This window comes from Mesorhizobium sp. P3_A8, assembly GCF_056402995.1.
In genome coordinates this window covers 720,234-740,984 of sequence record NZ_JBFUGI010000001.1, presented here as the reverse complement: position 1 = coordinate 740,984, position 20,751 = coordinate 720,234, and the positions used below count along the sequence as shown (strand labels likewise).

Below are 20,751 nucleotides of genomic sequence, written 5' to 3'. Positions count from 1 at the left end.
AACCTGTGTAAAGCGGTCACCTTTTATTATTGGCAGATGAGCAAGCACAAGCGAGCGCCAATCACATAAATGAGATGTCGAGGTGATCGGCGATCGGTTTCAGGCGCCTTGACGACTAGCGTTCTACCTACTAGATGGTAGGTAGTTGAAACGAAAGATCCCCATCATGTCTGCACAAATGAACGGTCAGAGCCGCGCCCCATCATCGAACGGTTGGCTCAAAAGCTACTATTATCTGCGGTTTGCCGTATCGGCAGCCTGGGTTGCGGCGGCTTTCACCGTCGCGAAAAGCAGCCCACCGCTCGCTGCCGCCGTGCTGGTTGCCTACCCTGCGTGGGACGCGCTCGCGAACTATCTTGACGCGCGCCGCACTGGCGGCCTCAGCCGCAACAACTCGCAGCTGCTCAATTTCGCCGTCAGTATCATCACCGCGATTGCGGTCGCCATCGCGCTCGGTCACAGCATGAACGCGGTGCTCTCGGTCTTTGGCGTCTGGGCCGCTTTTTCCGGCCTCTTCCAACTCTTGACCGCAGTACGTCGCTGGAAAACCAACGGCGCCCAGTGGGCGATGATCCTGAGTGGCGCCCAGTCGGCGCTGGCTGGGGTCTTCTTCGTCAAAATGGCGGGCGGCACGGAGGCGATTGGCATCGCCACCATCGCACCTTATGCCGCTTTCGGCGCCTTCTACTTCCTTGTGTCTGCCGTGTGGCTGTCGGTCAGCGACGTCCTTCGCAAGTCGCCGCAGGTCGCAGGTTGAGATTTCCCTTGCTGGAAGCTAGGCATGTTTATGAGCAAGCCTTCGACCACTGCCGATGACATATTGGCCGCCGCGCGAGCCTTCATCGTCGCCGGCGGCTATAATGGATTCAGCTACGCGGACATCGCCGAGGTGGTTGGCATCCGCAAAGCCAGCATCCACCACCATTTTCCCAGCAAGGTCGACCTCGCGCAGACCTTGGTCAGGCGCTACCTCAGGGATGCTGTTGCGGGCATGGGAGACCTTGAACGCAACGTCCCCGAGCCGCCTGAGTTGCTTCGAACCTATGCCGGCATCTGGGCCCGGTGCATCGAGGATGCGAGCATGCCGTTCTGCGTCTGCGCACTGCTTGCCAGTGAACTTCCGGCCCTTCCGCCAGAGGTTGCCGTGGAGGTGCGAGCATACTTTCAGTTTCTCTCGGGATGGCTGACCGGCGTCATCGAGCGCGGTGCCGAGGAAGGCACACTGGCAATTTCCGCTTCGCCACGCGTTGAGGCCGAGGCTTTCATGGCGACCGTGCATGGCGCAATGCTGTCCGCGCGAGCCTATGGCGATGTCCTGACCTTCGGCATGATCCTGACGCCGACGCTGCAGAAGTTGATCCCGGCGATCGATTGACGTCGGAATCCCGCATGTTCCAATCTAGGCAGCGCCGCGCGAGAGCACGTGAACAACTATCGTGCCGAAAGCATATCTCGGATTTGAGCTTCTGTCGCAACTATTTCCAAGCGTGAAATATCATTGTCTGCAAACCGCACAAATCATCGATCATTTGTGGATCTACTCACGTGAGCAACATTGTCAAAATTCACGAAAACGCGCTCATCGTTCCAAAGAGTAACTTCAATCCACAAGTCAAACCTCCTATTTTCTTTATGACATCTTGGTTTCCAAGGCAACCACTGGAGGCGAGTTTCAGGCCGCCTGTGCCACCCGCTCCGAGCTCATGCGGTAGGAAATCGCCTCGGCGAGATGGATGCGGCCGACCGTCTCGCTGGCGTCGAGATCGGCGAGCGTTCTCGCGACCTTCAGCACGCGGTGGTAAGCGCGGGCCGAGAAGGCGAGCTTTTCACTGGCGTCCTTGAGCAGCGACAGGCCAGCGGCGTCGGGCATGGCGATGTCTTCGATGACCGCCGGTGCGCAATGCGCATTGGTGGTGGCGCTGGTCACGCCGAGCCGCTCGAAGCGCTCGCGCTGGATGGTGCGGGCGCGGGCGACGCGCAGCGCGACCGCAGCACTTTTCTCCGCCCGGTCGGGCCGGATCAGGTCGCTGGCTGACACCGCCGGCACTTCGATCCGCAGGTCAATGCGGTCGAGCAGCGGGCCGGAAATGCGCGCCTGGTAGTCGGTGCGGCAACGATCGCCGCGCAGGCAGCGATAGCCCGGTTCGCCGGCCATGCCGCAGCGGCACGGGTTCATCGCCGCCACCAGCTGGATGCGTGCCGGATAGGTGACGCGATGGTTGGCGCGCGCGATCATGCAGTCGCCGGTCTCCAGCGGCTGGCGCAGCGCATCGAGCGTCTGCGGCGTGAATTCGGGGAACTCGTCGAGGAACAGCACGCCATGATGGGCCATCGACACTTCGCCCGGCCGCGCACGCAACCCGCCGCCGACCATCGCCGCCATCGAGGCCGAATGGTGCGGGGCGCGGAACGGCCGCCGGTCGGTCAGCTTGCCCTCGCCGAGTTCGCCCGCCACCGAGGCGATCATCGAGACTTCGAGCAATTCCTTCGGCGCCAGCGGCGGCAGGATCGATGGCAGCCGCTGCGCCAGCATCGATTTTCCCGAGCCTGGCGGGCCGACCATCAGCAGATTGTGGCCGCCGGCCGCCGCCACTTCCAGCGCCCGCTTGGCGGTTTCCTGGCCCTTGATGTCGGCAAGGTCGGGCAGGTCGCGTGCCGAGGCATGGATGCCGGCCTCCGGGCGCGACAGCACCTGCGTGCCGCGAAAATGGTTGGCGATGGCAATCAGGCTGCGCGGCGCCAATATGTCGAAGTCCTTGCCGGCCCAGGCCGCTTCCGGCCCGCAGGCGAAGGGACAGATCAGCCCCTTGCCCTCGGCATTGGCGCCGATCGCCGCCGGCAAGGCGCCGGCGACGGCGGCAATCGTGCCGTCGAGCGAGAGTTCGCCAAGCACGACATAGCCGGCCAGCATGTCGCCCGGAATGGCGCCAAGGGCGGCCATCAGGCCAAGCGCGATCGGCAGATCGTAGTGGCTGCCTTCCTTGGGCAGATCGGCCGGCGCCAGATTGACCGTCACCTTCTTCGACGGCATCGACAGGCCCGACGCATGCAGCGCTGCCTGCACGCGTTCGCGGCTTTCGGCCACCGCCTTGTCGGCCAGGCCGACGATGTGCATGTTGACCTTGCCGGGCGCGATCATCACCTGCACGTCGACCGGCACGGCCTCGATGCCCTGGAAAGCAACCGTGCGAACCCTCGCCACCATTTTTTGCCCCCAGGCCGCAACCCACGCGATTGGCCAAGAATGGCCCTCGCAGGAGACAATCACAATTCTTCGGTCAAAGGCGATTATGTCGTTGACAAACCCGGCTCATAAAGTGGCCGGCGCAGAGATGTGCCTGAGAAATCCCCTGCGCCGGCCACTCTGCGGCACTTGGGGGCGCCGCGCGCCAAAATTAGCGAACGATAATAGGATGGCAATTCGCCTTCTGCCCTTGGTAAAAACCGTACAGTGGAATCCCGTTGAACCCTTGATCAAACGGATTATGAATCGCTATCGTCGCTGACTGGCAGTTGTGGGCGTCGGCGCTTGAGAGTTCGCAAAACTCCCGCCCATCCTCGGGAGCTACGATCATGGACCAGGACCATGGAAACCGACACATTTCGGCCTTCGATTTCGACATTGTGCGCAACGCCTTCAGGAAGTCGGTAATCGAGCTAAACATGGCTGAAGAGCATTGGGCGAAACATGCCCGGCTGCTCTTGAAAGATTTCACCGACTGCGAGCCCGACGAAACAATTATCAACCATATCATCGGGCGCTAGGCGCTACCCTGCCGTAGGGGAATTAGCCCCTGTGGAAACCGGGTACCGCGACTTGTTGGAGTCGTCGGATACCTACGAATCACCTAATGTTTGATTTGGTCTAACTCCAGACCGACACAGGACCCGCCCTGAACCCGGCGGGGCGCGATCCTGCGTTTCGGTTAACCGGGGACCATCCCGGCGGAGGACACGAACATGGTTACATGTTCTTGGCCGAAGGCCGTACACGTCACATTCTACGTGCGTGTACGTTTTGGACGACTTGAGTTCGTCCGAGAGCATTGTCGCGGACTTCCGATCCGTTAGACAATGTAGCTTGCCAGACCCTCAGACCCCGCTTCATGCGGGGTCTTTTTTTGACCAGCGAATCTTGGCCGTATTCGGCGGTTTTTGCAATCGTTTCGTCACCGTTTCGGTGCTTATCGGCCAGTTATTTTCCGCTGGCTTTCTTCGCGTCCTTCGGCGGCGGCGCCTTCACCACCTTCTTCAATACACGGTCAAAGTTCTCCTCTGACTCGTCAGTTCCCAACTCGCGGGCCTTCTCTACAAACTTCTGGTATTGCCTGTCCTTCGCCAAAGCGGATTCCTTGTCCACTTGACTCTTTTCTTTGTCGGTCGTTTTCATATCGAATGGCCTCTGAGGGGAGTTTACCGGACCCGTACTTCATTGCTTATTTTGATGAAGCTGGCGACCCTGGTATCAAAACTGTTGCACCGATAGATCCGAATGGCGCGAGTGAGTGGTTCACGGTCGGTTGCGCAGTCGTACGCGCTACCTATGAACCTGAGTTGGTGCCACTCATACAGACAATCAAGAAATCGGTCTTTTCGACACAAAGTCCCGACTTGCATTTTCGCAATCTGGTCGAACACAAAAAGCTACCCGTCTGCCAAGCCCTAGCCGCCGAAAATATGCGGTTCTTCGTGGTTGCCTCAAACAAGAAGAATATGCGGGGTTACCGCAATCCCCAAGCCGAAGCAGTCACTTTCCACATGCATAACTACTTCTACAATTATTGCATCCGCATCCTGCTGGAGCGCGTGAGCCAATGGTGCGCGCGGCGCTCGATCAGTGAGACGGGGAAACCGAAACACGTAAAGCTGGTGTTTTCGAAGCGTGGTGGGCATTCGTACCGACACGTTGAAACGTACATACACCTACTGGCAAAACAATCCGAGAATGGACGAATTTACCAGACAGCCAATGTCCCTGACTTTCGGGTCGTCGACCATCGCTTGATTGAGGTCATTGAGCACAACAAAAACGCGGGTTGCCAGATTGCAGACGTGGTTGCCAGCGCCTTTTATCAAGCGGCAAACGCCGGAACCAAGAAGTGGAATACTGAGTACGCGGAAGCTCTCAAGGATCGCGTGGCATCCCGTGGGGATGGCCTGTATGCGGGATACGGTGTCACGCTGCTGCCGTGGAAGAACTGGACGCTGAAACTCACCGACGCGCAGAAGAAAGTCTTCCGGTTCTACGGCTATGAGATATGAAAGCGGCGGGTCCCGGCCTCGTTGCCATCGGGGGCTTTTAGGCCACCATCCAAAGTGGGCGACCGTCCGTCCGACTGCGGCATCTACGATGCCGCCCGAGGGGGTTCCGGCGTACCCCGCCAACAAAGATACTAATCTGATCGTCGGGAAAAATCAAACCGAATCAAAAGGTTACTGACAATTCGGCGTAACCCATTGATCGCGATTCACTTTTTCCTTCGCTTCTCATATCGCCAAAGCGGTAATTTTAACTGGACTGGCTTGCGGTAGTGATCCTGCTTAGACTTCAATAGGTCTCCGATAGGTCAGACGCTTACCGGCTGCGCCCTTCAAGGCGATGAGCGAACGAACGTTGTCTTCAATGCCCATGGCCGAGCGGTTCGAATAGCGGAAATCAAACTCTGCCAGATAGCGGTGCAGATGGTGTTCGGCGCAATGCTGATACACGCCCTTCATGCCGCGCTTGAAGACGCTGTAAAAGCCTTCCACGGTGTTGGTGTGGACCTTGCCGCGAACGTATTCGCCAGCGCCATGCTCGACCGTGCCATGGGCGGCGAACTCTGCACCGACGCGCTGATACTGGCGGGCTTCGTCCGTCATCAGGATCGTTTCGCGGTCAATGTTCGCGTTCACGATGGGGACGATCTGCGAAACAGATGCAGAGGTGATGTGGAACGAACGGGCGCGGCCACCACGCTCGACAAGCGTCAAGACGGTGTTCTTGTGGGCAGCAGAAGCCTTCTGCTTCGGAACGCCCTTCAAACGGCCAATGTAGGTTTCGTCCACTTCAACGAACTTGCCGGCGCCACCCATGGGAGTGAAGTCATTAGAGCGCATGGCCTCACGAATGCGGTGCGCCAGAAACCAAGCCGCCTTGTAGCCGATTTCCAAGGTGCGGTGCAGCTGGTGAGCGCTGATACCTTTCTTGGACGAACACATGAGGTGGATGGCCTGTAGCCAGATGGTCAGCGGCAAATGGCTTTCTTCCAAGACCGTGCCCATGCGGACGGTGAACTGGCCTTTGCAATCGCGGCACTTGTACAGGCCATGACGCTCGATACCGTTCGGATTTTTCTTCGAAGCCTTAGTACGGACGCCTACCAGCTTGTAAGGCTTTTCCATCGAACCACAGTGATGGCAGACCGGGCCATAAGGCCACAACATACCCTCGACATGCTCGAAAGCAGCGGCTTCGTCGCGGAAGTGAGGGCGGGAAAGGACGGACATGGCGAAAGTTCCTAAGTTGTTGGAATCTTTCTACCTCTCCGGCTTTGGTTTGTCAACGATATAATCGCCCGGTCAAATCAAGAACATTACGGGAACAGGCAATCGCAAGGGTTGCAGCCAGATTGAGCCCGGTTGCAAAAGCGGAACATGGTTAATACGAAATGAAAACGGATAATTTCGCCGTGAGCGGTCTCATTTTGATCCACCCAGGGAGTGGATATGAGCAGCCATAAAAATGACTGCCAGAATAACAAGTATCGAAGCGAGTCCGTATAGGCGTCGGTCTTCATCGTCGAGCGGGCGAAAAAATCTACCTTTCATGCTGCTCAATCCAAAAAAATTGACCAGGGACGCCGCAACTCCAAAACAAATGGAAAGTATTAAAAATAGATTATTATATAGGATGCTTGCCACGTGTCTCCTCCCGGGGATCGTGCATGCGGCAGGTGTCGGAGGCTACTTCCGCTTGCCCTCGACCGCGTCCCAGAACAGGCTGGCAATGTCGGCGCCGCCGAAACGCTGCACCTCGCGCACGCCGGTCGGCGAGGTCACGTTGATCTCGGTCATGTAGTCGCCGATGACGTCGATGCCGACCAGGATGAAGCCGCGTTCTTTCAGCGACGGGCCGATGCGGGCGCAGATCTCGCGCTCGCGTTCGGTCAGTTCGGTTTTCTCGGCGCGGCCGCCGACATGCATATTGGAACGGGAATCGTGCTCGGCCGGCACGCGGTTGATGGCGCCGACCGGCTCGCCGTCGATCAGGATGATGCGCTTGTCGCCCTTGCGCACGTCCTTGAGGTAGCGCTGCACGATATAGGGCTCGCGGGACAGCTGGCCGAACATTTCCAAGAGCGAGGCGAGGTTGCGGTCACCCTCGAGCAGGTGGAAGACGCCGGCGCCGCCATTGCCATAGAGTGGCTTGACGATGATGTCGCCGAACTCCTTGCGGAAGGCGRCGACCTCAAGCGGATCCTTGGTGATCAGCGTGTCCGGCATCAGGTCGGAAAATTCGGTGACGAAAATCTTTTCCGGGCTGTTGCGCACCCAGGCCGGGTCGTTGACGACCAGTGTCTTCGGGTGGATGCGCTCGAGGATGTGCGTGGTGGTGATATAATTCATGTCGAAGGGCGGATCCTGGCGCAGCAGGATGACGTCCATCTCTGACAGGTCGGTGCGCACCTTCTCGCCCAGCGAGTAATGGTTGCCCTTCTCGTCGCGCACCTGCATCTCCTCGATGCGGGCGAACACCTTGCCGTCGCGCAGCGACAGCCGGTCGGGCGTGTAGTGGAACAATTGATGGCCGCGCCGCTGCGCTTCCAGCGACAGCGCGAACGACGTGTCGCCGGCGATCGACACGGTGGAGATATGGTCCATCTGGACGGCGATTTTCAGCTTCATGGCGGGTCCCCAACGCAGTCGACGAGAGCGATATAAGGGTCGCCGCGCCTTCTGCCAATCGGGCCAGAGCTTTAACGGTCGAAGACCAGCCGCGAGTAACCAAGGAAGGACAGTGTCATCGCGACCAGCGAAGCGACGGCAAGGGCCGCCAACGGCGGGGTCGCCGGCACCGCGAACAGCATGGCCGAATAGACGAGATAATTGACGATGCTGGTGGCGATGCCGACGCCGCCATAGCGGGCGCCTTCCTGTGCCATCCCCCTGTTTGACGGCGAGAACGTCAGATGCCGGTTGAGCTGCCAGGTGACGCAAAGCGCGAAGCCGATCGACAGCATGCGGGCGACGAACGGTCCGAGCGGCGTGACGGCGAGCAGCAGCCAGAGTGCCGCCGCGTCAGCGACGAAGCCGATGCCGCCGGCGAAGACAAAGCGGACGAGGCGGCTCACTGCCTCAGGCTGCCCGGGGTGTCTTGCCCGGCGCGGCCTTTGCCGCGGCGGGTGCGATCGCGCTGGCGCGCCGCTCGACCCGACCCGAAGGCATGGACAGGTAGAAAATACGCTTCTGCTCGGCGCGACCGCGTGAGACGGAATCAAGGATCAGTCCGGTCACCGCCGCCAGCATGGACAAGAGCAGAAGGCCGACCGACAGCACCCAGGTCGGCATGCGCGGGACAAGGCCGGTTTCGGCGAACTCGACCAGAACCGGCGCCATCAGGAACAGGCTCGAGGCCAGGAAGAACAGCGAAAAGGCGCCGAAAAAGCGCAGCGGTTGCGTCTCCTTCATCAGCATTGCGAACATCCAGAGGATTTTTGCACCATCGCGGAAGGTCGACAGTTTCGACGACGAGCCCTCCGGCCGGCGGCCATAGTCGAGGGCGATTTCGCTGACCGGAAGTTTGAGCTGCGAGGCATGCACCGACATTTCGGTCTCGATCTCGAAGCCGCCGGAGACGGCCGGAAAGCTCTTGACGAAGCGCCTGGTGAAGACGCGGTAGCCGGAGAAGATGTCGGTGAAATCGTTGCCGAACAGCCATTTGTAGAGGCTGTTGAAGACGCGGTTGCCGAAAGCATGGCCGGCCCTTCCGGCATCGTCGGTGACGCCGCGCCTGATGCCCACCACCATGTCGGAGCGTTCGGTCAAAAGCGTGTTGATCAGCTGCGGCGCGTCCTCGGGCGCATAGGTGCCGTCGCCATCGGCCATCAGATAGATGTCGGCGTCGATGTCGGCGAACATGCGCCGCACCACATTGCCTTTGCCCTGGCGTGGCTCGCGCACCACGATGGCGCCGGCCGCACGGGCACGCAGGGCGGTCAGATCCTTCGAATTGTTGTCGTAGACATAGATGGTGGCAGCCGGCAGCGTCTCGCGGAACCGCCGCACCACCTCGGCGATGGTCAGCTCCTCATTGTAGCAAGGCAGCAGCACGGCGATGACAGGCTCTTGGCGGACGTCTTGCGGCATTTTCGTCTCCGAATGCCTTGTCGACCACACGGCCGCGCGCCGGAAACCGGCCTTCTCAAGGCGGTTTTACTATTTATTGAAGCCGTTAAGGCTAGGTTTAAGGCCGACTTCATGAGTGTCGATTGGCCTGGAAAGGCCCGGCATTCCCGCCAAGGGCGCCCGGGGATGAGCACAGCAAGGGACGGAACTTCCACGGGGAGGTCCGATATCGCGTTCGCGCTGCTTGCCGCCTTGCTGCTGCTGGCCCTCAATGCCCATGCCGGGTTCCCGCAACTGGCCAATCCGGCGGGCGACAATGATAGCCTGCTGCAGCTGGTCGAAGTCCGCGACCTCATGGGCGGCCAGGGCTGGTTCGACCTGCATCAGTACCGGATGGGGCTGGAAGGCGGCTTCGTCATGCACTGGTCGCGGCTGCTCGACGCGCCGCTGGCGCTGAGCATTCTTGCCGTATCCGCCGTGACGGGCAGCACCGCTCTCGCCGAACAGATCGTGCAGATACTCTGGCCCGCCCTGCAATTCTGGCTCGCTGTCTTCTTCATCATCCGTGCCGCGCGCGCTTTCGCCGGCCCGCACGCGGTGCTGCCCGCTGCCGTCGTCGGTGGCGCGGCCCTGTATTACATCGGCATTTTCTCGCCGGGTGCGCTCGATCACCACAATGTCCAGCTGATGCTGACGCTGGCGAGCCTCGCTCTGCTGCTCGAGGCGCCCACGCGCCGGCCGGCCGCCTTTGTCGCCGGCATCTGCGCCACGCTGACCCTGGCCATCGGCATGGAAAGCGCTCCCTATGCCGGAACCCTCGGCGCCGCCGTCGCGCTGCTGTTTCTCGTCAAGGGCGACGGCGAAAGGCTGATCGCCAGAGATTTCGGCCTCGGCGTCGCCGGCGTTTCGGCTGTCGTCTTCGTCACCACAGTCCCGGTGTCATCCTGGGGTCAGGCTCAGTGCGACACATTCTCGGTCGTGCAGTTCGCCGTCACCGGGCTTGCCGGCGTTGGACTGGCTGTCATCGCCTCCTTGAGGGTCGCCAACGCCACGGCTGCCCGGCGCCTGATGGCGCTTGGCTTGCTTGCCGTCGCTCTCGCTCTCGTCGTGGTGCTGCTGTTCCCGCAATGCCTGGCGGCGCCTTACGCTCATCTCGACCCCCGCCTGCAGCAGATGTGGCTCGGCTATATCGAAGAGGCGCAGTCGATCGCCCAGCTCGTCGCCGATGACCCGGCAAGGGCGGTGGCGCGCTTTGCCACGCCGCTGGTGGCGATCGTCCTGATGGCGCTTCGTTTCAGCCGTGGTGGCTGGCGGCGGCAGGACAGCCTGGTCGGCGCATTGCTGGTGGTGGCGGTCCTGGTCAGCGCCTGGGAAGTGCGCGGCTCGACCTTCTCCATCGCCTTTGCGGTGATCCCGCTTTCGGCCTGGATCGCCAAATGGCGGCAGCGGGCCGAGACCAGCCCGTCCAGCGGCTCGGTGCTCCGGATGGCCGCGGCCTGGCTGATCTCGGTGAACTCAATCTGGTCGGGCGCCGCCGAGGCCGCATCGAGCGCTTTCGAGGCCGGCGCACCTGTCCAGGACTCCAGCATCGATGCGCCTTGCAACAGCAAGGCATCGTTCGCCGCACTTGGCGCGATGGCCCCCACCACGGTCCTTGCCATCTCCAATCTCGGCTCGCCGATCCTCGCCTTCACCGGCCATCGCGTCTTCGCCGGGCCCTACCACCGTAACGTCGCCGGCAACCTGCTGGTGTTCGACGCCTTGCTGGGCTCTGCCAGCGACGCCAAAGCCATCGTCGAAAGCCACCATGTCGGCCTTGTCGCACTCTGCCGCGGCAACACGGAAAGCCGGCTGTTCGCGGCCAAGGCGCCGGACGGTTTCCTGGCCGGGCTGATGCGCGGCAGCGTGCCGGACTGGCTGGAGCCGGTGGCGCAGACCCGTGGCGCTCCGCTTGAGCTCTATCGCGTCCGGCCAAACGGCTGAAGATCGGTCTGAAAACAAGGGGTTGACCCCAGTTGCATCGACCTTCCCCAAGGCAATGCATTTTACCCGCGAATAATCGATTTGGGGATACGTTTCCTAAAGGGTTTGCTGACAGTCTGGAAAGAAATCCGACGTCGCAAACAGGGACACCGATGCAAACTTCGTTTGGCACCGGTCAGGCAAACAGGGAAAGCACGGATCTGGCATTCACCGATCCGTTGACCGGGCTTGGCAACCATCGCCGCTTCTTCGACAAGGTCGATCGCCTGATCAGCGATCGTGCCGACGATCCCGCACCCTTCACGGTAGGGATTCTCGACCTCGACGGCTTCAAGCCGATCAACGATCTGTTCGGCCACAAGGCCGGTGACGACATACTGATCCAGGTCGCGATGCGGCTGCGCGCCTCGATGGACGGCCATTCGACGGTCTGCCGCATCGGCGCCGACGAATTCGCCTTCCTCTATCCGCTGGTGTTTTCCGAGGAGGCGGCTGCGGAAAAATCCCGCATGCTGATCGAGATCCTGTCGGCGCCTTACGATGTCGGCGAACGCACCGCCAGGCTCTCGGCCTCGGTCGGCTGCTCGCTGTTTTATTCCGGCGACGAGACCACCGAAATCCTCGTCAACAAGGCCGAGACGGCGCTCTACCACGCCAAGCGTTCCGGCCGTGGCCGCGTCGTCGTCTACACGCGCGAGATGGAAGAAGCTGCCAAGCGCGTCACCCGCATCGAGCAGGCGCTGCGCCGCGCCGTTTCGGCCGGCGAGGTCGAGCCACACTTCCAGCCGATCGTCGACCTCAACACGCGCCGCACCATCGGCTTCGAGACGCTGGCGCGCTGGACCGATCGCGATCTCGGTGCGGTGCCGCCGACGGTCTTCATTCCCATCGCCGAGGAACGCGGCATTATCGGCCCGCTGTCGCAGCTGGTGCTGCGCAAGGCGACCGAGGCGGCCAGGAGCTGGCCGAAGGACTTGTTCCTGTCGTTCAACCTGTCGCCCTCGCAGCTCGTCGACCAGAACACCGGCCTGCACATATTGGCGATCCTCGACCGCACCGGCTTCGATCCGCGCCGGCTGGAGATCGAGATCACCGAGACCGGCCTGATGAACGACCCGGCCTCGGCCGCTCAGATCGTCGACGATCTGCGCCGCGTTGGCATCCGCGTCTCGCTCGACGATTTCGGCACCGGCCAGTCCTCGCTCGGCCGCTTGCGCGAATTCCATTTCGACAAGCTCAAGATCGACCGCGCCTTCGTCTCCTCCATTCTCGATGATCGCCCGTCCGAGCACATCATCCGCGCCATTCTCGCCATGTGCGAGGGGCTCGGCATGGATGTGGTCGCCGAAGGCATCGAAGAGGAAGCGCAGGCCGATCGCCTCGTCCAGTTCGGCTGCGCCGGCGGGCAGGGTTATCTCTTTGGCAAGCCGGTCGATGCCGACGCCACGCTCGGCTATCTCCGCGATTCCTTCCGTGGCGCCTTGCGCGCCAAGGCGATCTGACCGGCGATTTTCGACGTAATCAGCATTCCGCCGATTCCGCCGCGCGCTTCCAGTGCGGCGCATTGTCGTTTTGTCTGACATAAGCCGCAAATCCAGCTTTTCGCCCTTGCCCGCGCGACTTGCGTGGCTAGGATGCGCGCCGGTTAAGCGCGGAGAGAATAGACATGATGCCATCGGCGGATTTTGCCGACCTCAAGGGAGCCTCGGTACTGATCACCGGCGGCGGCTCCGGGATCGGCGCGGCGCTGACCGAGGGTTTTGTCCGCCAGGGCGCCAATGTCGCCTTTATTGACATCGCCGATGGCCCGAGCACGTTGCTTGCCGACCGCATCGAGAGAGACTTCAAGCGGCGGCCGCTCTACCTCAAGACCGACCTGCGCGATATCGATGCTTTGCGCGTCTCGGCGGCCAAAGCGGCAGAAGTGCATGGCGATGTCACCGTGCTGATCAACAATGCCGCCTGGGACGAGCGCCACGCCGTCGAGGACGTGACGGTGGAGTTCTGGGACAACAACCAGGCGATCAACCTGCGGCCACATTTCTTCACCGCGCAGGCGGTGGCGCCGGGCATGAAGCGGGCCGGCGGCGGCTCGATCATCAATTTCACCTCGACATCCTACCTGATCAATCACCCCGACATGCCGGCCTATACCGCCGCCAAGGCGGGCATCCTCGGCTTGACCAAGGGGCTGGCCGGCAAGCTTGGGCCCGACCGCATCCGCGTCAACGCCGTCGCGCCCGGCTGGGTGATCACCGAACGGCAGCAGGAACGTTGGGTGACGGAAGGGGCGCTTGAAGCCCATGTGGCCAAGCAGTGCATCAAGGATGTGATGCGCCCGGACGACATGGTCGGCACGGTACTGTTCCTGGCCTCGGATGCCTCGCGCATGCTGACGGCGCAAATGCTTGTTGTCGACGGAGGCTTCCTGTGAGCCAAGGGTTTGCCAGCAACACTCCGGCGGTAGCGGCACTCGATTGGGGCACGACCCGGCTCCGGGCATGGCTGATCGACGGCAGCGGCAAGGTGATTGCCGAGCGTCGCGGCGATGACGGCCTGATCACCGCGCGTGAAAAAGGATTTTCGAACGTGCTGGAAGGCCATCTGGCCGCCATGGGCGCGCCGGAAACGCTACCCGTCATCATCTGCGGCATGGCTGGCTCCCGCCAGGGCTGGATCGAGGCGCCCTATGTGACCGTGCCTGCGCCGATCGGCGCTATTCTCGGCGGTGCCGCCCGGGTGGCTGATCAGAAACGCGACATCCGCATCGTGCCGGGCCTCGCCCAGCGTCTGGCCGACGCGCCGGATGTCATGCGTGGTGAGGAAACACAGCTTGCCGGTGCTGGTTTGCCGGCAAAGGGGCGGCATCTTGCCTGCATGCCGGGCACGCATTCGAAATGGGTCGTGGTCGAGGACGGCGCGGTGGCCGGCTTCGGCACATGGCCGACCGGCGAACTGTTTTCGGTGCTATCAGCGCATTCGATCCTCAAGCATTCGCTGGGCGAGCATCCGGCTCCGGTGGCCGCGGACAGTCCGTTCTTCCGGCAATGGTGCGAACGGTCGCTTGGCGAGGGCGGCGACGTCACGTCAAAACTGTTTGCCATCCGTGCCGCCGGGCTCCTGCAGGACCTGAAGTCTGAGGATGCGGCGGCCTGCCTGTCCGGGCTTTTGATCGGCGGCGAGATCGCCTCGGCGAAGCGCCGCTATGGCGCCGGCGATGCGCCGGTCGTGCTGATCGCCTCGGGTGCGCTCGCAGTACTCTACCAGGCCGCACTCGACCTTGCGGGGCTTGCCTTCCGCACCGTCGACGCGGATGAAGCGGTGCGCGCGGGCCTTGTCGAGGCCGCGCGCGAGAACGGCATGATCCCCAGAACCGGAGCCTTGGCATGACCGAGACCGCTGCCTTTCCGAAACTCAAGCGCGGGCTGGTCGCCATCCTGCGCGGCCTGAAAGCCACTGAAGCGATTGCCATGGGGCAGGCGCTGTTCGATGCCGGCATCGAGGCGATCGAAGTGCCGCTCAACTCGCCCCAGCCCTTCTCGTCCATCGCCAGGATTGTCCAAGTGCTGCCGAAGTCGGCCCTGGTCGGCGCCGGCACGGTGCTGACGGCAGCCGATGTCGACGGTCTGCACCAGGCCGGCGGGCGGCTCCTGGTCAGCCCCAACATCGATGCCGAGGTGATGGCGCGCGCCATGCATTACGGCATGGTGACCATGCCCGGCGTGTTCACACCGACCGAGGCGTTCCAGGCGATCCGGTTAGGCGCTTCGGCGCTAAAATTCTTCCCGGCGAGCGCGCTGGGTGCATCAGGCATTTCGGCGATCCGGGCGGTGCTGCCGGCGCAGACTTTGGTCGGTGCCGTGGGCGGTGTTTCCGAGAAGGACTTTGCCGGCTACAAGGCGGTCGGGGTCACGGTCTTCGGCCTCGGCTCCAGCCTGTTCAAGCCCGGCATGAGTGTCGATGAGGTGGCCGCGCGGGCGCACGCTGCCGTGGCAGCCTGGGATGCGGTGTTCGGAGACGCATGATGAGCGAGGTTTCGGTTTTTTCCGATCACATCTGCCAACTCGGCGAGGGGCCGAGCTACGATCCCGCCACCGATGCGCTGTTCTGGTTCGACATCGTCAACGGCAAGCTTCTGGAAAAGCCACTCACGGGCGCCCTGAAGATCCATGAGCTTGGCCAGATGGCGAGCGCCATCGCCATCATCGACGACCAGCGCCAGCTGATCGCCACCGAGACCGGGCTTTTTGTTCGCGACGTCGCGACCGGCAAGATGACGCTGCACACGCCGATCGAGGCCGATAATCCGCTCACCCGCTCCAACGATTCGCGTGTCCACCCCTGCGGTGCCTTTTGGGTCGGCACCATGGCCAAGGACGAGAGCAAGGGCGCCGGCTCGATCTACTGGTTTTTCAAGGGCGAGCTGCGCACGCTCTACACCGGTATCACCGTGTCGAACTCGATCTGTTTTTCGCAGGACGGGACGATCGCCTATTACACCGACACCGCGACCGGCCTTTTGATGCGTACCGCCTGCGATCCGGCCACCGGCCTGCCGGTTGGCGAGCCAAAGGTGTTCGTCGACCATCGTTCTTCGAAGGGCTACGTCGACGGCTCCGTCGTCGACCGCGACGGCGTGCTGTGGAATGCCGTCTGGGGCGGCAAGGCGGTGAAGGCCTATTCGCCCGAAGGCAGATTGCTGCGCGAAATTCCCATGCCGGTGACGCAGGCGTCCTGCCCTGCCTTTGTCGGCGCCAAGGCCGATCGGCTGGCGGTGACCTCGGCCTGGAAGGGCAAGGACGAGAAACAGCGTCAGCTCGATCCGCAAGCGGGCATGACCTTCCTTATCGAAATTCCGGTCAATGGCCGGTTCGAACCGCGCGTGCTGATCGCCTAACAGAGATCGCCTGAACAGACTGGGGCGATAGTCGCGGCCCATATCCAGAGCGCTGCTGTCACCCAAGCGTCCGGCTCGGGTCGATTTCGCGAAAGCCGTCTGCTGCGGCCGTGCGATGGTAGGCGATCGCACTGCCGGGAATCGTTCATGTCGAACCACAAGCCAAAGCTGATCCTTGTCTACGAGCCGGAAAAGGCTTGCTTCGACCGCTTGATATCAGACGGCTACGCGCCACAGCGCGCCACCGAAATCTCGTCCTATCTGGCGCAGTCGACGGATATCGCCCTCGAATTCGGTGCCCTTGCCGCCGCCTGCGAGGCGCGCGGTCTCGCCTTTGCGCCGGTGGCGCTCGACGATGCCACCGAGGCGCTCGAGGGTGCGGATGCGCAGAACACGCTGGTCTGGACGCTGTCCGACGGCATCGCCTATTTCCGTGGCGGCGCGGCACCCGCGCTGGCCCGGCTCAACGGATTGAGGACGATCGGCGCCGATGATTCGCTGTTCGCACTCTGCCAGGACAAATTCCGCTCCGGCGCCGTGCTTGGCGCGCTCGGCCTGCCGGTGCCGCAGGCCGGCCTTGCCCGGGATGGCAAATGGCTGGTCGAGCCGCCGGCCTCCGCCGCTGGCTGGTTCGTCAAGCCCAACCGGCTTGGCGCCAAGATCGGCATCTGGCCGGATTCGCGCAGCAGCGACCTCGGCCACGCACTGGAGCTTAGCCGGCGGGTGTTCGCCGCCTATCGCGACGACGTCGTCGTGCAGCCCTATGTCGCCGGCCGCAATGTGCGCGCCAGCTTCCTCGGACTGACGCCGCAAGTTGGTGTCGAAGCGCTCGGCGTCGCCTTTGTCGATTCCGGCGCCGATTTCCAGACCATGGCGGACAGTATGGCGCTCTACGGCGAAACCGGCGAGGCCGCCAAGGCGGCAGGACACTATGTCGAACCGGAGCTCGTCGCGGTTGCCGATGTCCAGCCGATCGCGGACGCCAGGATCAGGGCGATCGCCAGCCAGCTGATCAGCGGGCTCGGCCTGCGCGACGTGTTCTCGGTCGACCTGCGCGTTGAGGCCGATGACACGGTCCACCTGATCGAGTTCGAGGTCTGCCCCGGCCTGCCCTGCTTCGATTTCCGCGCCTATTGCCGGTCACAATGGGACCTGGAGCTTGCCGACGCCATGGCTGAGACCGCCGCCAGTCGGCTTACCGGCCAGCGCCGCAGCGTCTAGGCGCGGCCTATACCGCACCCATTTCACTTGGCAGCTTGCGGTCCTGGTTGCGCGCCTTGACGCTGTCTTTCCTGCCTCTAGTGTCGGCTGACGACCATGGGGCAGTTTCCGGTAAAAGTGTGAAGCCGTTCGGATTGCGTCAGATAAACAGGCTCCAACGAAGACCGCGCGATGAACACCACGCCTGTCGGTTCCGAAACCCTGCACCATCACATCAGGCGCATGGTCGGGCGCGATCCGCATGAGGGGCATCGTGTCGCCACCCCGCTCGAACTTCTGTTCGACCTGACCTTCGTGACGGCATTCAGCTTTGCCTCCTCGCAGCTTGCCCACGCACTGGCCGAAGGCCACACCACGGCCGCCTTGCTCGGCTTCGCTTTCGCCAGCTTCGCCATCTGCTGGGCCTGGATCAATTTCTCCTGGTTCTCCTCGGCCTATGACACGGACGACTGGGTTTTCCGCCTCGTCACCATGGTGCAGATGATCGGCGTGCTGGTGCTGGCGATCGGCCTGCCGCGCATGTTCGCCTCCATCGAGCATGGCGAGCATCTCGACAATTCGGTGATGGTGTTCGGCTATGTGATCATGCGGGTGGCGATGATCTTCCAGTGGCTGCGCGCCGCGAGACAAGACCCCGCCCGGCGCCGCGCCTGCCTGACCTATGCCACGGCCATCGCCATCGCCCAGATCGGCTGGGTGGTGCAGATCGTCGTCGATTTCCCGGTCTCCACCAGCATCATACTGGCCGTCATCCTTGGCCTCATCGAACTGGCGGGGCCAGTGGTTGCCGAACGCAGCGATGGCGGCACGCCCTGGCATGCGCACCACATGGCCGAGCGCTACAGCCTGTTCGCCATCATCGCTTTGGGCGAGGGCGTCGTCGGTACGCTCGCGAGCCTGTCGGCGGTGGTCGAGGAGCAAGGCTGGACCGTGGATGCGGCTCTGGTCTGCATCGCCGGCACCGGGCTCACATTCGGCATGTGGTGGGTCTATTATATCTTGCCATCGGCACCGATATTGCATGCCCACCGCAACCGCGCCTTCGTCTGGGGCTATGGCCAGATGCTGATCGTCGCGGCAATTGTTGCGACCGGCGCCGGCCTGCATGTCGCGGCCTATTTCATCGAGCACAAGGCGCATATCGGCCCGCTTGCGACGCTGCTTGCCACGGCAATTCCCGTCAGTGTCTTCCTGGCGGCGATCTATGCGCTCTACACCTATCTCGTCCGGCGGTTCGACCCGTTCCACATCTGGCTGCTGGTCGCGACCGCGGCGGTCGTGGCGGTTGCCATCCTTGCCGCGTCCGCCGGCGTCGACATGGCGGTTTGCCTCGTCATCCTCATGCTGGCGCCGGCCGTCACCGTCGTCGGCTACGAAGCGCGCGGACACCGGCATCAGACCGAAGCGCTCGCCAGCGACGAGCACTCGGCACGGCATTAGCCAACCGCGGGTTTGCTAGTGAATTTATCCCCGAGGCATTCGCTCGAATGTCTGCAGCGAGGGATCGGTCCTATCCCAGCCATGGCCGCGGATCGTGTAGGTGACCACCCGCGGCTCGAAAACGCTGGGGTCGTCGAGGCTGGTGGCGTGGACCGTTATCAGCTCTGGCATGGCGACGAATGTCAGAAAGACCGGCGTTCCGCATGTCGGGCAGAAGGCGTGGATTTTTTCGTTGCCGCTGTCGCCGGCCACCCGCCAGGTGCTTGCCTCGCCGGTGATTGCCATATCGGCGCGCCGGCCAAAGGTCAGGTAGGATCCGTGGCCGGTGCCGGCGCGCTTCTGGCAATCCAGGCATTGGCAATGGTTCTGGAAGATCGGCTCGCTGCTCGTCTCATAGCGAATGGCTCCACATGCGCAGCCGCCTGTATAGCGTTTGGTCATTGTTGGTCCTCCTGGATCAGGCCGATTTCGGCTTGGCGAAAACGTCGATGCCACTGCCGGTTTCCAGCAGGGATTTCAGGCTGGACAGCACAACCGGCCAGCCCTGGCTGATGCCTTTCGCCATGCCGGAGCCGGCTTCGAGTTCGTCATGGGTGACGGTCAGCCGGACCATGGCGTCGTATTCCTCGATGCCGAAGGTCACCCGGCTGTAGCTTGCAGGATCGGCGGCCTGCGAGGGGCTCGCCCAGGTCATCACGAGACGGGTCGGCGGCGAGACCTCAACGACCTTGCCGACGATCTGGACGGTGCGCTCATCATTGGCGCGGATATGTTCCCACTTCGATCCCGGCTTCCAGTCGGAGACGTTCTCGTGGCCCCAATAGCGCCGTGCGATATCGGGCCTGGTTATGGCCTCGAACACTTTCTCTGGAGTCGAGCGGATGTAGGTCACGTAGACAAAACTGGTCGTCTCTCTGGTGGTCATTGGTCGTCTCCTTCTAGTTCTTGTTTCAGGTCGTGCAGCAGGCTGAGCCGCTGCCGTTCGAATTTTCGCACCCAGCGCTCGTAGACTTCGTGCAGCGGCACCGGGTTGATGAAGTGCAGCTTTTCGCGGCCACGCTTGACCGTGCTCACCAGATTGGCCGCCTCCAGCAGGTCGATGTGCTGGGTGGCGGATTGCCTTGCCATGTCGAGATGTTCGCAAAGCTCGCCAAGCGTCTGCCCGTTCTTCTCGCAGAGAAGGTCGAGCAGCCTTCTGCGTGTCGGGTCGCCCAGCGCTTTGAAAACCTTGTCGGCGTCCATCAGCCTCACTCTGTTGTGAGGTCACAATATGCAGGTAAATACCTGCATGTCAATCACCGATCGTCCAGCCCCGCAAGGGTATTCGGACTCGGATATCGATTGCTAAATGGGCCGCGCGCCAGCCATGTACCGGATGTTGTCGAACGGCTCCGGCCGATTGTCGGCCAGGCTCCACAGTTGGCGATCGGTGCCTGGCAGATCCCCGAGATAGACATGCAGGGCTCCGGAGCGGGCACTGCCGGTATTGGCGACCGAGTGGATGGTGTTGGAAGACATGCGCACCAGCGCCGGCGCCGCAAAATCCTGCCGCTCCGGCTCGTCGACCTGATCGCCGGCCAGCTTGTAGGTGAAATTGGTCTCGCCGCCCCAGTAGATGCCGATCAAGGCGTCCATCCGATGATTGTGCGGCGGATACTGCACCCCGGGCGAAAGTGTGATGTGGTAGATCGTCAGCCCAGGGCTGGCATGCAGCAGCAGCTCGTCCTCATCCTCCTCATGGACAAGTCCGCCGAGCGCATGGAAGCGATTGATGTAGTCGCTCAAGACGGCCTTGACCTCATCGAAGGGATGAGAGCCTGCAGCCGCGTTGACGATATCCTTGATCGCGGGATAGAGAGGGGAGTCGGCGGATAGAGGCATGC

The 20,751-nt window shown here is 62.3% G+C and carries 22 protein-coding genes; 12 read left to right on the top strand and 10 right to left on the bottom strand.

Annotation, left to right across the window (positions count from 1 at the left end; all coding sequences use genetic code 11):
• Nucleotides 1-166 precede the first annotated feature (166 nt).
• Together AC1DX4_RS03440 and AC1DX4_RS03435 are read left to right on the top strand one after the other, a co-directional pair.
• A complete protein-coding gene (locus AC1DX4_RS03440; protein ID WP_477219116.1) occupies nt 167-757 on the top strand; it encodes a DUF308 domain-containing protein in 591 nt (196 codons plus the stop codon).
• A 30-nt stretch (nt 758-787) separates the two neighbouring features.
• On the top strand, nt 788-1,375 hold the full coding sequence (locus tag AC1DX4_RS03435) for a TetR/AcrR family transcriptional regulator (RefSeq protein ID WP_477218962.1): 588 nt from the start codon (nt 788-790) through the stop codon (nt 1,373-1,375).
• Between the two features lie 297 nt (nt 1,376-1,672).
• On the opposite strand, the gene AC1DX4_RS03430 is transcribed toward AC1DX4_RS03435, so the two are convergent.
• On the bottom strand, nt 1,673-3,205 hold the full coding sequence (locus AC1DX4_RS03430) for a YifB family Mg chelatase-like AAA ATPase (RefSeq protein WP_477218961.1): 1,533 nt from the start codon (nt 3,203-3,205) through the stop codon (nt 1,673-1,675).
• Nucleotides 3,206-3,573: 368 nt separating this feature from the next.
• Between AC1DX4_RS03430 and AC1DX4_RS03425 the strand changes: the two genes are divergently transcribed.
• Nucleotides 3,574-3,765: a hypothetical protein gene (locus AC1DX4_RS03425; RefSeq protein WP_477218960.1), complete on the top strand. Its 192-nt coding sequence runs from the start codon at nt 3,574-3,576 to the stop codon at nt 3,763-3,765.
• Between the two features lie 430 nt (nt 3,766-4,195).
• Here AC1DX4_RS03425 and AC1DX4_RS03420 read toward each other — a convergent pair whose 3' ends face one another.
• Nucleotides 4,196-4,390, bottom strand: coding sequence for a DNA-binding protein (locus AC1DX4_RS03420; protein ID WP_477218959.1), 195 nt, complete (start codon nt 4,388-4,390; stop codon nt 4,196-4,198).
• 5 nt (nt 4,391-4,395) lie between these two features.
• Between AC1DX4_RS03420 and AC1DX4_RS03415 the strand changes: the two genes are divergently transcribed.
• Nucleotides 4,396-5,262, top strand: coding sequence for a DUF3800 domain-containing protein (locus tag AC1DX4_RS03415; protein ID WP_477218958.1), 867 nt, complete (start codon nt 4,396-4,398; stop codon nt 5,260-5,262).
• Between the two features lie 279 nt (nt 5,263-5,541).
• On the opposite strand, the gene AC1DX4_RS03410 is transcribed toward AC1DX4_RS03415, so the two are convergent.
• The 4 genes from AC1DX4_RS03410 to AC1DX4_RS03395 all read right to left on the bottom strand — a co-directional run bounded on the left by AC1DX4_RS03410 (nt 5,542) and on the right by AC1DX4_RS03395 (nt 9,348).
• Nucleotides 5,542-6,489 carry an IS1595 family transposase gene (locus tag AC1DX4_RS03410; protein ID WP_477218957.1) on the bottom strand — a complete coding sequence of 316 codons (948 nt, stop codon included), beginning with the start codon at nt 6,487-6,489 and terminating at the stop codon, nt 5,542-5,544.
• Nucleotides 6,490-6,945: 456 nt separating this feature from the next.
• Complete coding sequence (gshB, locus tag AC1DX4_RS03405) at nt 6,946-7,887, bottom strand: glutathione synthase (protein WP_477218956.1); 942 nt, start codon at nt 7,885-7,887, stop codon at nt 6,946-6,948.
• A gap of 71 nt (nt 7,888-7,958) precedes the next feature.
• Nucleotides 7,959-8,333, bottom strand: a complete 375-nt coding sequence (locus AC1DX4_RS03400) for a GtrA family protein (protein WP_477218955.1) — start codon at nt 8,331-8,333, stop codon at nt 7,959-7,961.
• Between the two features lie 4 nt (nt 8,334-8,337).
• Nucleotides 8,338-9,348 (bottom strand): glycosyltransferase, encoded by a 1,011-nt coding sequence (locus AC1DX4_RS03395; protein ID WP_477218954.1) that lies wholly within the window; start codon nt 9,346-9,348, stop codon nt 8,338-8,340.
• A gap of 165 nt (nt 9,349-9,513) precedes the next feature.
• Between AC1DX4_RS03395 and AC1DX4_RS03390 the strand changes: the two genes are divergently transcribed.
• The 8 genes from AC1DX4_RS03390 to AC1DX4_RS03355 all read left to right on the top strand — a co-directional run bounded on the left by AC1DX4_RS03390 (nt 9,514) and on the right by AC1DX4_RS03355 (nt 18,868).
• Nucleotides 9,514-11,310, top strand: coding sequence for a GtrA family protein (locus tag AC1DX4_RS03390; protein ID WP_477218953.1), 1,797 nt, complete (start codon nt 9,514-9,516; stop codon nt 11,308-11,310).
• Between the two features lie 152 nt (nt 11,311-11,462).
• On the top strand, nt 11,463-12,812 hold the full coding sequence (locus tag AC1DX4_RS03385) for a putative bifunctional diguanylate cyclase/phosphodiesterase (protein ID WP_477218952.1): 1,350 nt from the start codon (nt 11,463-11,465) through the stop codon (nt 12,810-12,812).
• 164 nt (nt 12,813-12,976) lie between these two features.
• A complete protein-coding gene (locus AC1DX4_RS03380; RefSeq protein ID WP_477218951.1) occupies nt 12,977-13,744 on the top strand; it encodes an SDR family NAD(P)-dependent oxidoreductase in 768 nt (255 codons plus the stop codon).
• Complete coding sequence (locus tag AC1DX4_RS03375; RefSeq protein WP_477218950.1) at nt 13,741-14,700, top strand: 2-dehydro-3-deoxygalactonokinase; 960 nt, start codon at nt 13,741-13,743, stop codon at nt 14,698-14,700. Before AC1DX4_RS03380 ends, AC1DX4_RS03375 begins: the two co-directional genes overlap by 4 nt.
• Nucleotides 14,697-15,335 carry a 2-dehydro-3-deoxy-6-phosphogalactonate aldolase gene (locus AC1DX4_RS03370; RefSeq protein WP_477218949.1) on the top strand — a complete coding sequence of 213 codons (639 nt, stop codon included), beginning with the start codon at nt 14,697-14,699 and terminating at the stop codon, nt 15,333-15,335. Before AC1DX4_RS03375 ends, AC1DX4_RS03370 begins: the two co-directional genes overlap by 4 nt.
• A complete protein-coding gene (locus tag AC1DX4_RS03365) occupies nt 15,335-16,207 on the top strand; it encodes an SMP-30/gluconolactonase/LRE family protein (protein ID WP_477218948.1) in 873 nt (290 codons plus the stop codon). Before AC1DX4_RS03370 ends, AC1DX4_RS03365 begins: the two co-directional genes overlap by 1 nt.
• A 147-nt stretch (nt 16,208-16,354) precedes the next feature.
• Nucleotides 16,355-17,428, top strand: a complete 1,074-nt coding sequence (locus AC1DX4_RS03360; RefSeq protein WP_477218947.1) for a D-alanine--D-alanine ligase family protein — start codon at nt 16,355-16,357, stop codon at nt 17,426-17,428.
• Between the two features lie 171 nt (nt 17,429-17,599).
• Entirely contained in the window at nt 17,600-18,868 is a 1,269-nt protein-coding gene (locus tag AC1DX4_RS03355) for a low temperature requirement protein A (RefSeq protein WP_477218946.1), read from the top strand.
• A 24-nt stretch (nt 18,869-18,892) separates the two neighbouring features.
• Here the strand turns inward: AC1DX4_RS03355 and AC1DX4_RS03350 are convergent, their stop codons facing one another.
• The 4 genes from AC1DX4_RS03350 to AC1DX4_RS03335 all read right to left on the bottom strand — a co-directional run bounded on the left by AC1DX4_RS03350 (nt 18,893) and on the right by AC1DX4_RS03335 (nt 20,749).
• Nucleotides 18,893-19,309 carry a GFA family protein gene (locus tag AC1DX4_RS03350; protein ID WP_477218945.1) on the bottom strand — a complete coding sequence of 139 codons (417 nt, stop codon included), beginning with the start codon at nt 19,307-19,309 and terminating at the stop codon, nt 18,893-18,895.
• Between the two features lie 16 nt (nt 19,310-19,325).
• Nucleotides 19,326-19,793: an SRPBCC family protein gene (locus tag AC1DX4_RS03345; protein ID WP_027032227.1), complete on the bottom strand. Its 468-nt coding sequence runs from the start codon at nt 19,791-19,793 to the stop codon at nt 19,326-19,328.
• Nucleotides 19,790-20,110, bottom strand: coding sequence for an ArsR/SmtB family transcription factor (locus tag AC1DX4_RS03340; protein WP_027062292.1), 321 nt, complete (start codon nt 20,108-20,110; stop codon nt 19,790-19,792). Before AC1DX4_RS03340 ends, AC1DX4_RS03345 begins: the two co-directional genes overlap by 4 nt.
• 102 nt (nt 20,111-20,212) lie before the next feature.
• Entirely contained in the window at nt 20,213-20,749 is a 537-nt protein-coding gene (locus AC1DX4_RS03335) for an autotransporter (protein WP_477218944.1), read from the bottom strand.
• Between the last annotated feature and the right edge of the window lie 2 nt (nt 20,750-20,751).

Excerpts from the sequence above, each read along its gene's own strand:
- AC1DX4_RS03345 (WP_027032227.1), bottom strand. The coding sequence starts at position 19,793 with ATGACCACCAGAGAGACGACCAGTTTTGTCTACGTGACCTACATCCGC.
- AC1DX4_RS03370 (WP_477218949.1), top strand. The coding sequence starts at position 14,697 with ATGACCGAGACCGCTGCCTTTCCGAAACTCAAGCGCGGGCTGGTCGCC.
- AC1DX4_RS03430 (WP_477218961.1), bottom strand. The coding sequence starts at position 3,205 with ATGGTGGCGAGGGTTCGCACGGTTGCTTTCCAGGGCATCGAGGCCGTG.
- AC1DX4_RS03395 (WP_477218954.1), bottom strand. The coding sequence starts at position 9,348 with ATGCCGCAAGACGTCCGCCAAGAGCCTGTCATCGCCGTGCTGCTGCCT.
- AC1DX4_RS03365 (WP_477218948.1), top strand. The coding sequence starts at position 15,335 with ATGAGCGAGGTTTCGGTTTTTTCCGATCACATCTGCCAACTCGGCGAG.
- AC1DX4_RS03385 (WP_477218952.1), top strand. The coding sequence starts at position 11,463 with ATGCAAACTTCGTTTGGCACCGGTCAGGCAAACAGGGAAAGCACGGAT.
- AC1DX4_RS03435 (WP_477218962.1), top strand. The coding sequence starts at position 788 with ATGAGCAAGCCTTCGACCACTGCCGATGACATATTGGCCGCCGCGCGA.
- AC1DX4_RS03420 (WP_477218959.1), bottom strand. The coding sequence starts at position 4,390 with ATGAAAACGACCGACAAAGAAAAGAGTCAAGTGGACAAGGAATCCGCT.
- AC1DX4_RS03440 (WP_477219116.1), top strand. The coding sequence starts at position 167 with ATGTCTGCACAAATGAACGGTCAGAGCCGCGCCCCATCATCGAACGGT.
- AC1DX4_RS03410 (WP_477218957.1), bottom strand. The coding sequence starts at position 6,489 with ATGTCCGTCCTTTCCCGCCCTCACTTCCGCGACGAAGCCGCTGCTTTC.
- AC1DX4_RS03350 (WP_477218945.1), bottom strand. The coding sequence starts at position 19,309 with ATGACCAAACGCTATACAGGCGGCTGCGCATGTGGAGCCATTCGCTAT.
- AC1DX4_RS03355 (WP_477218946.1), top strand. The coding sequence starts at position 17,600 with ATGAACACCACGCCTGTCGGTTCCGAAACCCTGCACCATCACATCAGG.
- AC1DX4_RS03380 (WP_477218951.1), top strand. The coding sequence starts at position 12,977 with ATGATGCCATCGGCGGATTTTGCCGACCTCAAGGGAGCCTCGGTACTG.
- AC1DX4_RS03335 (WP_477218944.1), bottom strand. The coding sequence starts at position 20,749 with ATGCCTCTATCCGCCGACTCCCCTCTCTATCCCGCGATCAAGGATATC.
- AC1DX4_RS03340 (WP_027062292.1), bottom strand. The coding sequence starts at position 20,110 with ATGGACGCCGACAAGGTTTTCAAAGCGCTGGGCGACCCGACACGCAGA.
- AC1DX4_RS03425 (WP_477218960.1), top strand. The coding sequence starts at position 3,574 with ATGGACCAGGACCATGGAAACCGACACATTTCGGCCTTCGATTTCGAC.
- AC1DX4_RS03415 (WP_477218958.1), top strand. The coding sequence starts at position 4,396 with ATGGCCTCTGAGGGGAGTTTACCGGACCCGTACTTCATTGCTTATTTT.
- AC1DX4_RS03360 (WP_477218947.1), top strand. The coding sequence starts at position 16,355 with ATGTCGAACCACAAGCCAAAGCTGATCCTTGTCTACGAGCCGGAAAAG.
- AC1DX4_RS03390 (WP_477218953.1), top strand. The coding sequence starts at position 9,514 with ATGAGCACAGCAAGGGACGGAACTTCCACGGGGAGGTCCGATATCGCG.